This is a genomic window from Azonexus sp. MM2026_4 (assembly GCF_055901855.1).
The window spans coordinates 2,278,565-2,290,335 of the sequence record NZ_CM148380.1 but is presented as its reverse complement, the minus strand read 5'-3'; the positions used below and the strand labels follow the sequence as shown (position 1 = coordinate 2,290,335).

10 protein-coding genes are annotated in these 11,771 nt (G+C 66.6%); 2 read left to right on the top strand and 8 right to left on the bottom strand.

Annotation, left to right across the window (positions count from 1 at the left end):
• Positions 1-3: 3 nt before the first annotated feature.
• From AC0KWY_RS10760 to paaN, 8 genes are all read right to left on the bottom strand, one after another.
• Positions 4-777 carry an enoyl-CoA hydratase gene (locus tag AC0KWY_RS10760; protein ID WP_474029648.1) on the bottom strand — a complete coding sequence of 258 codons (774 nt, stop codon included), beginning with the start codon at positions 775-777 and terminating at the stop codon, positions 4-6.
• On the bottom strand, positions 774-2,003 hold the full coding sequence (locus tag AC0KWY_RS10755) for an ABC transporter substrate-binding protein (protein ID WP_474029647.1): 1,230 nt from the start codon (positions 2,001-2,003) through the stop codon (positions 774-776). The genes AC0KWY_RS10760 and AC0KWY_RS10755 overlap by 4 nt, the downstream gene beginning before the upstream one ends.
• 42 nt (positions 2,004-2,045) lie before the next feature.
• Positions 2,046-3,251, bottom strand: coding sequence for a 3-oxoadipyl-CoA thiolase (gene pcaF / locus AC0KWY_RS10750; protein WP_474029646.1), 1,206 nt, complete (start codon positions 3,249-3,251; stop codon positions 2,046-2,048).
• A 10-nt stretch (positions 3,252-3,261) separates the two neighbouring features.
• Positions 3,262-4,587 carry a phenylacetate--CoA ligase PaaK gene (gene paaK, locus AC0KWY_RS10745; RefSeq protein WP_474029645.1) on the bottom strand — a complete coding sequence of 442 codons (1,326 nt, stop codon included), beginning with the start codon at positions 4,585-4,587 and terminating at the stop codon, positions 3,262-3,264.
• A 27-nt stretch (positions 4,588-4,614) separates the two neighbouring features.
• Complete coding sequence (gene paaI / locus AC0KWY_RS10740) at positions 4,615-5,085, bottom strand: hydroxyphenylacetyl-CoA thioesterase PaaI (RefSeq protein WP_474029643.1); 471 nt, start codon at positions 5,083-5,085, stop codon at positions 4,615-4,617.
• A complete protein-coding gene (paaH, locus tag AC0KWY_RS10735) occupies positions 5,078-6,601 on the bottom strand; it encodes a 3-hydroxyacyl-CoA dehydrogenase PaaH (protein WP_474029642.1) in 1,524 nt (507 codons plus the stop codon). The genes paaI and paaH overlap by 8 nt, the downstream gene beginning before the upstream one ends.
• Positions 6,602-6,603: 2 nt before the next feature.
• Positions 6,604-7,398 (bottom strand): 2-(1,2-epoxy-1,2-dihydrophenyl)acetyl-CoA isomerase PaaG, encoded by a 795-nt coding sequence (gene paaG / locus AC0KWY_RS10730; RefSeq protein ID WP_474029641.1) that lies wholly within the window; start codon positions 7,396-7,398, stop codon positions 6,604-6,606.
• Between the two features lie 130 nt (positions 7,399-7,528).
• On the bottom strand, positions 7,529-9,196 hold the full coding sequence (paaN, locus tag AC0KWY_RS10725; protein WP_474029640.1) for a phenylacetic acid degradation protein PaaN: 1,668 nt from the start codon (positions 9,194-9,196) through the stop codon (positions 7,529-7,531).
• Positions 9,197-9,569: 373 nt separating this feature from the next.
• Between paaN and AC0KWY_RS10720 the strand changes: the two genes are divergently transcribed.
• Together AC0KWY_RS10720 and AC0KWY_RS10715 are read left to right on the top strand one after the other, a co-directional pair.
• Positions 9,570-10,598 (top strand): hypothetical protein, encoded by a 1,029-nt coding sequence (locus AC0KWY_RS10720; protein ID WP_474029639.1) that lies wholly within the window; start codon positions 9,570-9,572, stop codon positions 10,596-10,598.
• A 79-nt stretch (positions 10,599-10,677) separates the two neighbouring features.
• Positions 10,678-11,736 (top strand): 2Fe-2S iron-sulfur cluster-binding protein, encoded by a 1,059-nt coding sequence (locus AC0KWY_RS10715; protein WP_474029638.1) that lies wholly within the window; start codon positions 10,678-10,680, stop codon positions 11,734-11,736.
• The last annotated feature ends 35 nt before the right edge of the window (positions 11,737-11,771 follow it).

Genomic DNA, 11,771 nt, shown 5'->3' with positions numbered 1-11,771 from the left:
GACTCAGCGGTTCTTGAACGCCGGCTTGCGTTTCTCGACGAAGGCGGCCATGCCTTCCTTCTGGTCTTCGAGCGCGAAAGCCGCATGGAAGGCGCGGCGCTCGAACAAGAGGCCCTCGTTGAGCGAGGACTCGAAAGCGCGGTTGACCGATTCCTTGATCATCATCACTACCGGTAGCGAATAGCCGGCGATGGTGGTCGCGGCCTTCAAAGTTTCGTCCAGCAGTTGCTCGGCCGGGATGACGCGGGCGACCAGGCCGGCCTTCTCGGCTTCGGCGGCGTCCATCATGCGCGCGGTCAGGCACAGGTCCATCGCCTTCGCCTTGCCGACGGCGCGCGGCAGGCGCTGCGTGCCGCCAGCGCCGGGCAGGGTGCCGAGGCGGATTTCCGGCTGGCCGAACTTGGCCGTATCGGCGGCGAAGATCATGTCGCACATCATCGCCATCTCGCAGCCGCCGCCCAGCGCGAAGCCGGCCACCGCCGCGATCACCGGCTTGCGCGTGGTCTTGATGCGCTCCCAGTTGCGGGTGATGAAGTCCGTTTTATAGGCCTGCATGTAGTCGAAGTCCTTCATGAAGCCGATGTCGGCGCCGGCGGCGAAGGCTTTCTCGTTGCCGGTGAGGACGATGCAGCCGATGTTCTCGTCGGCTTCGAAGGCGTCGATGGCGGCGGCGATGCCGTCGACGACATCGTTGTTCAGTGCGTTCATCGCTTCCGGCCGGTTGATGCGGATCAGGCCCACCTTGCCGTGGACTTCGCTGAGTACGACATTGCTCATGGCAAAAATCTCCAAAAAAATGGCCGCCCAACCCTGGGGCGGCCCGAAGTGCAGTGATCGTTCGCGGGTCGGGAACGGCTTACTGGGCGAGCGCCCAGTCGCCGTTCTTCACTTCCAGCATGCGGAACGCGGAGAGGTCGAGTCCCATGTGGTCGGTCGCCGACATGTTGAAGGTGCCGCTGGTGCCGACGAAGCCCTTGGTGGCTTCGAGCGCGTCGCGGACCTTGGCCTTGTCGGTGCCGCCGGCGCGCTTGATCGCCTCGACCGCCAGCATCAGGCCGTCGTAGGCGTAGCCGCCGAAGGTCGAACACGTCGGTCTTGTAGGCCGCCTTGTAGGCGTTGGCGTAGGCGGTGACGACGGCCTTCTGCGGGTCATTGGCGGGCAGCTTTTCCGGGATCAGCTGGGCCGGCGACGGCAGGCGCACGCCTTCGGCAGCCGGGCCGGCGAGCTTCAGGAACTCGTCGGAAGCGACGCCGTGCGACTGGTAGAGCGGCAGCGCGATGCCGAGCTGCTTGTAGTTCTTGGTGACGATCGCCGGACCCTGGCCGAGACCGAACACGAAGACGGCCTGGACGCCGGCGCTGTTCTTGATCTTGGTCAGCTGCGGGCTCATGTCGGTATCCTTGGGCCCGTAGGTTTCATTGGCGACCAGGGTGATGCCGTACTTGCCGGCGACCGCTTCGGTTTCCTTCTTGCCGGAGGCGCCGAAGCCGGAGGTTTCGGACAGCAGGGCGACCTTGCTGATGCCGCGCTTCTTCATGTCCTCGAAGACCTTTTCGGCGGCCATGCGGTCGGTGTGCGGGGTCTTGAAGACGAACTTCTTGACCGGCTCGATGATGACGACGGCGCCGGCGAGCGAGACGAAGGGAATGCCGGCCTTCTCGGCGAGCGGCACGGCGGACATCGTCGAGCCGGTGGTGGTGCCGCCGACCAGGACATCGACCTTGTCGTCCTCGATCAGGCGCTTGGTGAAACCGTTGGCCTTGCCGGCATCGCTGCCGTCGTCGTAATGCACCAGTTCGAGCGGGCGGCCGAGGACGCCGCCCTTCTTGTTGATCTCGGCGACGTAGAGCTGCAGCGTCTTCAGTTCCGGGTCGCCAAGGAAGGCGGCGGGGCCGGTGACCGAGAGTACCGAACCGATCTTGATCGGCTCGGCGGCCAAGGCGCCGAGGGCGCCGAAAGCCAGGGCGGCCCCGGCGACGAGTTGTTTCAGGCTGGTCTTCATGGGTGGGTCTCCTCCTTCGGGTTGTTGTCGGTTGCAGTGGGGTCAGACACGTTCGATGACCATCGCGATGCCCTGTCCGACGCCGATGCACATGGTACACAGTGCGAAGCGTCCGTTGCGCCTTTTCAGCTCGTAGGCGGCGGTCGTCACCAGCCTGGCGCCGCTCATGCCGAGCGGGTGGCCGAGGGCGATGGCGCCGCCGTTCGGATTGACGTGCGCCGCGTCGTCACCCAGGCCGAGGTCGCGCAGTACCGCCAGCGCCTGCGCGGCAAAGGCCTCGTTGAGTTCGATGACGTCCATCTGGGCGAGCGTCAGGCCGGTCTGCGCCAGCACCTTGCGCACCGCGGGCGCCGGGCCGAAGCCCATGATGCGCGGCGCGACGCCGGCGGTCGCCATGCCGACCACGCGGGCCAGTGGCGTCAGCCCGTAGCGGCCGGCGGCAGCTTCCGAGGCGAGCAGCAGGGCGCAGGCGCCATCGTTGACGCCGGAGGCGTTGCCGGCGGTGACGCTCAGCTCGGGGCCGTTCACCCCCTTCAGTTTGGCCAGTTGTTCGAGCGTGGTTTCCGGGCGCGGATGCTCGTCGGTGTCGACGACCTTGGCGTCGCCCTTTTTCTGCGCGATCACCACAGGCACCAGTTCGTCGGCGAAGCGGCCGGCGGCATGGGCGGCGGCCCAGCGTTGTTGCGAGCGCAGCGCGAAGGCGTCCTGGTCGGCGCGGCCGATGTTGAAGTCGGCGGCGACGTTGTCGGCGGTCTGCGGCATCGAGTGCGTCTCGTACAGCTTCTTCATTGCCGGATTGACGAAGCGCCAGCCGATGGTCGTGTCGAAGATCGCCGCGTTGCGCGAGAACGCCGACTCCGCCTTGCCCATGACGAAGGGCGCGCGCGACATGCTCTCGACGCCGCCGGCGAGCATCAGCGTGGCCTCGCCGGCCTTGATCGAACGGGCGGCGAGGCCGACCGCGTCCATGCCGGAGCCGCACAGGCGGTTGACCGTGGTGCCCGGCACTTCGAGCGGCAGGCCGGCCAACAGGCCGGACATGCGGGCGACGTTGCGGTTGTCTTCGCCGGCCTGGTTGGCGCAGCCGTAGATGATGTCGTTGACGGCCGTCCAGTCGACCTGCGGGTTGCGTTCCATCAGCGCCTTGAGCGGGATGGCGCCGAGATCGTCGGCGCGCACGCTGCTCAGCGCGCCGCCGTAGCGGCCGATTGGAGTGCGGATGGCGTCGCAGATGAAGGCTTGGGTCATTGTGCTTTCCTCAGTTCTGCTTCGGGCGTTCGTCGAGCACGCGCTTGGCCTTGCCGACCAGGGTGCGCGGGATGGCGTCGAATTCCATGACGGTGATCCGCGTCGATACGCCGATGATGGTCTTGATCCGGTGCTGCAACTCCTTGCCGATCGCCTGGAGGTCGGCCTGGGTCAGCTTGCCCGACAGTTCGCGCTGCACTTCGCAGCGCACTTCGAGGTTGTCGAGGTGGCCGTCGCGCGTCACCACCAGCTGGTAGTTGCCGGCCAAGCGCGGGTCGCGCAGGATCTGCTCCTCGATCTGGGTGGGAAAGACGTTGACGCCGCGGATGATCAGCATGTCGTCGGTGCGCCCGGTGATCTTGCCGATGCGGCGGAAGGAGCGGGCGGTCGGCGGCAGCAGGCGGGTCAGGTCGCGGGTGCGGTAGCGGATGACCGGGAAGGCTTCCTTGGTCAGCGAGGTGAACACCAGTTCGCCTTCTTCGCCATCGGGCAACACCTCGCCGGTTTCCGGGTCGATGATCTCGGGGTAGAAATGGTCTTCCCAGATCACCGGGCCGTCCTTGGTCTCGATGCATTCGCAGGCGACGCCCGGGCCCATCACTTCGGTCAGGCCGTAGATGTCGATGGCGTCGATGCCGAGCTTCTTCTCGATCTCGTGGCGCATGCCTTCACCCCAGGGCTCGGCGCCGAAGATGCCGACCTTGAGCGAAATCTCTTCCGGCTTGATGCCCAGGCGCTCGAATTCCTCGGCGATGACCAGCGAGTACGAGGGAGTGACCATGATCGCGTCGGGGCGGAAATCGACGATCTGCTGCACCTGCTTTTCGGTCTGTCCGCCGGACATCGGCACCACGGTGCAGCCGAGGCGTTCGATGCCGTAGTGGGCGCCGAGGCCGCCGGTGAACATGCCGTAGCCGTAGGCGTTGTGCACCATGTCGCCGCGCCGCACGCCGGCGGCGCGCAGCGAGCGGGCGATCAGGCTGGCCCAGTGGTCGATGTCGTTCTGCGTGTAGCCGACCACCACCGACTTGCCGGTGGTGCCGCTCGATGCGTGCAGGCGGACGACCTGCTCGCGCGGCACGGCAAACAGGCCGAAGGGGTAGTTGTCGCGCAGGTCGGCCTTGGTCATGAACGGGAACTTGCCGAGATCGGCCAGGCACTGCAGGTCGTCCGGATGGACGCCCTTTTCCAGGCACTTCCGGCGATAGGGCTCGACGTTGTCGTAGGTGTGGCGCAGCGACCATTTCAGGCGTTCGAGCTGCAGCGCCGAGATTTCGTCGCGGCTGGCGGTTTCGATCGCTTCGAGGTCGCCCGTTTGCGGGGTCTTGACGGTCATGGTGGTCTCCTCCGTTTTGGGGTGGTGTCAGGCTCGGTCGGCCTGTTGCAGTCCGGCGATCACCTCGCCGGCAATTCGGTAGCTCTTGCCCCGGAACAGGGCGATGGTGGTGCCGGCAGCGTTGCGCACGGTGATGTCGTAGACGCCGGTGCGCCCGGCCGCCGAACGCTCGACGGCTTCGGCTTCGAGGGTCTCGCCTTCGCGGGCGGGGGCGAGGAAGTCGATGTGGCAGGCCGAGGCGACAGTGTTCTTGTTGTAGCTGTTGCAGGCGTAGGCGAAGGCGGTGTCGGCGAGCGTGAAGATCATGCCGCCGTGGCAGATGTGGTGGCCGTTGACCATGTCGGGGCGGACCGTCATCGTGAGCAGGGCGGCACCCGGCTGGACGCGGACGATGCGGATGGCGAGCGCCTGGGCGGCGGCGTCGCGGGCGTACATCGCCGCGGCGGTGGCCTCGGCAAGCGCCTGCGCCTCGGCGGCGCTGAGTTTGGGTTCAGTCATGGAGGTTCTTTCCGGCAAAGACGGCGCGGCGGATCAGCGGCGAGACGCGGTAGCGGTCTTCGCCGTAGCTGGCGCCGAGGTTGGCGAGGACGTCGCGGATGGCGCCGACGCCGACCTGGTCGGCCCAGGCCAGCGGGCCGCGCGGGTAATTGACGCCCAGGCGCATCGCCGCGTCGGCGGCGGTGGCGGCGCAGACGCCCTGGTTGACCGCGTCGGCGGCCTCGTTGGCGAGCATGGCGACGGTGCGCATGACGGCCAGGCCGGGCACGTCGGCGAGCTGCGAGACGGCGTAGCCGGCGGCTTGCAGCAGGCCGATGGCGGCTTCCGCAGCGGCCGGCTCGCACTGGGCGGCGACGGCGACGGCGAGGCGGCCGGCGGTTTCGTAATCGAGCGCCAGGTCAACCAGCACGCAGTTGGCGACGCCGTCGCTGGCGGCACGCTCGGTGGCCGAGCGGCCGTCGGTCTGGAAGAGCACGGCGCGGCCGATTTCGGCGACGCGCCCGTCGGTCGACGGCGCCCGGGTGAACGACAGCTTGCCGTGCTGCAGGCGCTCGGCCAATGCTTCGGCGAGCGGCGACTCGCCGCAGACGACGATCTTGCCGGCCGGCGTGCACGCTGCTTCGGTCTGCGGCGCCGGGCGGGCGGCGTCGGCGGAATAATCGTAGAAGCCGCGTCCGCTCTTGCGGCCGTAGAAGCCGGCGTCGACCAGTTCCTGCTGGATCAGCGAGGGCAGGAAGCGCGGGTCGTGGTAGAAGGCGCGCCAGACCGAGTTGGTGACGGCGAAATTGACGTCGTGGCCGATCAGGTCCATCAACTCGAACGGGCCCATGCGGAAACCGCCGGCCTCGCGCAGCACGGCGTCGAGCGTCGCCGGGTCGGCAGCACCTTCCTGCAGCAGGCGCAACGCCTCGGCGTAATAGGGGCGGGCGACGCGGTTGACGATGAAGCCCGGGGTCGATTTGGCATGCACCGGCGTTTTGCCCCAGGCAGCGGCGGTGGCGTACAGCGTGTCGGCGACGGCGCAGTCGGTGGCCAGGCCGGAGACGATCTCGACCAGCGCCATCAGCGGCGCCGGATTGAAGAAGTGCAGCCCGGCCAGGCGCTGCGGGCGCTTGAGCGCGCTGCCGATGGCGGTGACCGAGATCGACGAGGTATTGGTGCCGAACAGGCAGTCGTCGCCGACGATGGCTTCGAGGTCGGCGTACAGCTTCTGCTTGGCTTCCAGGTTTTCGACGATGGCTTCGACCACCAGCGCGCAGCCGGCCAGGTCGGCCAGGCGGTCGGCTGCCTGCAGGCGGGCGCCGGCGGCGGTTGCGTCGGCGGCGCTGAGCTTGCCCTTGTCAGCCAGCTTGGCGAACTGGGCGCGGATGTTTTCGATGGCGGCGGCTGCGGCGCCCGGCCGGTTGTCGAGCAGGCGCACCGGGTGGCCGGTCTGCGCCGCGACCTGGGCGATGCCGGCGCCCATGGCACCGGCGCCGACCACGGCGACGACCGCGCTTTGAGGAAGGGCGGCCATCGTCAGTCCCCGGTGAACTTCGGCGCGCGTTTTTCCATGAAGGCGGCGACGCCTTCGGCGTAGTCGGCGCTCCAGCCGAGTTCGCGCATGAAGCCGCCCTCGAAGGACAGTTGCTGCTCCAGCGTGTGGCCGGGGGCGGCGTGCATCGCCTGGCGGGTGCGCATCAGCGCCTTGGTCGGCAGGCTGGCAAGCTGGGCGGCGAGCGCGTCGATGCGGGCGGCGAAGGCGTCGTCGGCGACGCATTCCCAGATCAGCCCCCATTCGGCGGCCTTCGCGGCCGGCAGCTTGTCGGCGAGCAGGGCCAGGCCCATGGCGCGCGCCATGCCGACCCGTTGCGGCAGGAACCAGGTGCCGCCGGTATCGGGAATCAGGCCGATCTTGGAAAAGGCCTGCAGGAAGGACGCCGACTGCGTGGCGACGACCAGATCGCAGGCCAGCGCCACCGAGGCGCCAGCGCCGGCGGCGATGCCGTTGACCGCGGCCAGGGTCGGCACGCGCAGGTTCTGCAGGCGCAGTACCAGCGGCTTGTAGTTCTTCTCGACGATGTTGCCGATGTCCGGCTGGTGACCGGCTATGGCCTGCATGTCGGGATCAGCGAGATCCTGGCCAGCGCTGAAGGCGCGGCCGGCGCCGCTGAGCACCAGGACGCGGATGCTGCGGTCGGCCTGGACGCGGTCGAGGGCGACGCGCAGTTCGGCGTGCATCTCGCCGGTGAAGCTGTTCAGCTTGTCGGGGCGGTTCAGGGTCAGGCGGGCGACGCCGTCGCTGACTTCAAAACGGATGGTGGTGAATTCCATTCAATTCTCCCGAACTCGTGCAGAAATCGTAGCGAGCCCGTTCAGGCCGGTCCGAGAAGCGCAGTCGTACAACTGTACGGCGAGCATCGCAGGGCCGGGATGGGCGGGCGCAGTAGATTTATGCATGAGTTCAAATGTGGTAGCGGCGCTGGACGACAACGAAGCGGTTGGCGACGAAGGCGGCGTCGGCGTAGGACGCGTTCGCTGCCGGGTTGCCGCCGGTGCCGTGGTAGTCGGAATAGGCCGCCGACTGATTCACGAAAACGCCGCCGGTCAGGTTGATCGACAGGGCGACCTTGGCGCGCATCGTGGCGGCGGTCATCGCGTCGATGATTTCCGGGCGGGTCGAGTAGATGCCGGCGGTCAGCGCGCCGTGCGTGGACACGATGCGTTCGGAGAGGGCGATGGCGGCCGGGGTGTCGGCGACCTTGACGATGAAGCTGATCGGCCCGAAGCGTTCTTCCATGTAGGCGGCTTCGTCGGCGGCGTCGCAGGCGAGCAGGACCGGGGTGCGCACTTCGGCGGCCGGGAATTCCGGGTTGTCCAGCTTGCTCGAGGCGAGCACGACGCGGCCGAGGGCGCCGCTGTCGGCGTCCTTGATGCGCTGCAGGGTGTCGGCCGACTGCACGGCGCCGAGCACGGCGAGGGCGACTTCCGGTTTGCTCAGGAAGCCGGAGACGGCCTTGGCCAGGTCGGCGCACACTTCGTCGTAGGACTTGTGGCCGTCTTCGGTATCGATGCCGGCGGCCGGGACGAAGATCGCCTGCGAGGTGGTGCACATCTGGCCGGAATAGAGCGAGAGCGTGAACGCGAGGTTGCGCAGCATCGCCTTGTAGGCGTCGGTGGAGTCGATGACGATGTTGTTGACCCCGGCCAGTTCGGCATAGACGCGGGCCTGGCGGGCGTTGTCGACCAGCCACTGGCCGAAGGCGTTGCCGCCGGTGAAGTCGACCGATTTCACGGCCGGATGCGTGACCAGCTTCTGCGTCGCGCTGCGTTCGCTGGCGACGCACAGGGTGACCAGGTTGGGATCGATGCCGTTTTCGGCGAGCACGGCGCGGATCGTGCGCACGGTGATCGCCGCCGGCAGGATGGCGTTGCTGTGCGGTTTGACGATCACCGCGTTGCCGGTGGCGAGCGCTGCGAACAGACCGGGATAGGTGTTCCAGGTCGGGAAGGTGCCGCAGCCGACGACGACGCCGACGCCCTGGCCGACGATCTCGAAGTGCTTCTTCATGACCAGCGGCGGGTTCTTGCCCTGCGGCTTGTCCCAGACCGTTTCGGTCGGCACGAAGCTCTGTTCGCGGTAGGCATAGGCGACGGCTTCCAGGCCGCGGTCCTGGGCGTGCGGGGCGCCGGCCTGGAAGGCCATCATCCAGCCCTGGCCGGTGGTCATCATCACCGCGTGGGCGATTTCGAAGCTCTGCTGGTTCAGGCGATCGAGGATTTCCAGGCAGACGCCGGTGCGCCCGTCTACGCCGGCCTTCTGCCAGCCGTCCATGGCCTTCCGGCCGGCGGCGATCAGTACTTCCGGATCGCACACCGGGTAGCTGACGTTCAGTTCAATGCCGTAAGGCGAGCGTTCGCCGCCGTGCCAGCCGTTGCCGCCCGGCTGGTCGAGCACGAAGGCCTTGCCGAGATGGGCGGCAAACGCCGCCTTGCCGTCGTCGGCGGCAGTTTCGCCATAAGTCTTGGGGCTCGGCATCTCGTTGTAGGCGGACCAGTAGCCGCGGCTGCGGATGGCTTCCAGGGCGCCGTCGAGGGTGGCGCGGTGCTTGTCGAGCAGATGTCGGGGCATCGGATGTCTCCTTGTTCTTGGTGTCTTGTGGGGTGGCGGCGGCTTGGACCGTCTGTCTGGGTTCTACGATACGAATCAAAGAGGCAAAAGTCAAATGAAAGTATCGAAAAATTCGTGTGTTTCTTGTGTTCTGTTTAGAGAAACAGGTTGTTGACGTTAGATAAAACTCAATTAAAACATCGGCTAACTTGTTTGTTATTTCGATTTATCCGTTGCGGTTTTGAAATGCGGAATGCGTTCCGAGGTAAAATCATTGCATTTCGATACATAAAATGTTGACACGTGCTGCGTATCGGTATCATGATTGCTCCAACGCTACCCGGGAGGCCGGGCGGCTGTTCAACGATCACGACAATCCACTGAAGGAGGAGCCATGGCTATCAACAAGGAAAGATTCGCGGACAAGATGGAATTCCCGCCGGCAACGCCGCAGCCCAACGTCTATCCGCTGTCCTGGAACAGCAAGACGAAGAAGCTGCAGGAAGTCTGGGAAGCCGCGCTGCGCGAGAACTGGGACCCGGAAAAGCTGCCCTGGGACACGCTGGACGTCGACAGTTACAGCTGGGAAGAGCGCGAATCGATCGCCTACTGGTGGAGCCTGCTGTCGGTGTTCGACGCCTCGGCGCCGCCGGTCTTTGCCGAGGCGCTGATCAAGACCTATGAAGTGCATGAGGAAGATCCGGTGCGCAAGTGCTTCTTCTCGGTCACCCGCGACGAGCAGAACCACGAGATCATGTGCGGCCTGGCCATCACCAAGCTGCTCGGCCATCCCGATCCGCTGACCTACCAGCCGAAGACCGAACTCGGCAAGCGCCTGCAGAAGAACGTCGCCTGGCTGTACTTCAACGGCGGCCGCTACTGGACCGGCTACAAGCAGGCGGTGCCGAAGTACGACCTGGCGGTGCTCTTCTCGTCCTTCCTGATGGGCGAGATTGCTGCCGCCACGATCTTCAAGCAGATGTACGAGAACTCCCGCGAAGCGGTGTTCAAGGAAGGCTTCAAGAACATCGGCCGCGACGAAGGTCGCCACATGGCGATCTGCATGGCGGTCATGGAACGCGACTATCCGGGCCTCGACGATGCGACCAAGAGCATCGTCACCAAGCAGATCCGTGCCGGCTACCTGTTCCTGTCGGCGGTGCTGTTCGAGCCGCCGATGGAGTTCTGGGACCTGCCGGCCGATTTCATCGACAACCAGCGCGAGGCCGAGGAAGTCGCCCGCGGTGCCGGTTTCGGCATCCCGAGCTACGAGGCCAAGCTGCAGAACTGGAAGAACGCGATGATCAACCTGAAGGGCGTGCTCGACCGCTACAACATCCCGTTCCCGGCGATTCCGGAAGTCGGCATCACCGGCGAGGAAATCAGCGACATCGCCATGGAAGACATCATCCCGGTCTTCTGACCCCTGCCGGCCGGCGCCTGCTCCCGGGCGCCGGCCTTGCCGCAACAGAGAAACCAATAAGAACGAAGAGGAAGACAACATGGCCCGCATCATCATGCAACCCTCGGGCAAGTCGGTCGATTGTGCCTACGGCGACACCGTGCTGATGGCCCTGGAAAAGGCCGGCTACGCGCTCCCCAACAACTGCCGCGCCGGCGCCTGCGGCGAATGCAAGGTCAAGGTCACGCGGGGTCAGTTCGATCAGGGCATGGTCCTCGACATGGCGCTCTCCCAGGATGAGCGCAAACAGGGCTACGGCCTGATGTGCATGGCGAAGCCGATTTCCGACGAGCTGACCATCGAGTGGGGGACCGAGGACGCCAAGCCGAAGCTCTTTCCGCCGCGCGAGGACGCGCTGTTCGTCGTCGTCGACAAGAAGGCGCTCGCCGCCCGCGTCGTCGAACTGCGCCTGCGCCCGGTCGGCCAGCCGATCCGCTACTGGCCCGGCCAGTACGTCACCATCGGCAACCCGCGCGCCGACATTCCGGCGCGCGCCTATTCCATTTCCAACGCACCGCGCCCCGATGGCGAGCTGGTGCTGCAGGTGGCACGCGCCGACGGCGGCGTGACCAGCAACTGGATCCACGACACGCTGGCGGTCGGTGAGAGCGTCAAGGTTTCCGGCGCCTACGGCACCTTCATTGGCGATCCTTCGGTCGATACGCCGGTGCTGTGCCTGGCGGCCGGCACCGGTCTGGCGCCGGTCATGGCGCTGGCCGAGGCGGCGCTGCGCCGCGGCTTCCGCAAGCCGGTGACGATGCTGTTCTCGGCGCGCAGCGCCGACGACGTCTACGGCACCGGCATGATGGCCTGGTGGCGCACCAAGCATCGCAACTTCGATTACCAGGTGACGCTGACCCGCGAGCAGCGCGAAGGCTATCGCCACGGCCGGATCGACGTCGTGCTGCCGCAGATGTTCAGCGACCTGTCGAAGCACACCGTCTTCGTCGCCGGCAGTCCGGAATTCGTCGATAGCTGCGTTGCCGCCGCCAGGGCGCTCGGCGCCCGCGACGAGTTGATCCACAGCGAGGGTTTTTTCGCCCAGCAGCAGCCGGCCAAGGGCGACGACGATCCGTGGTCGCATTCGCCGCTGGCATGAAGGAAGTCCCGTCGCAGCGGCGCACAGAACGCCGC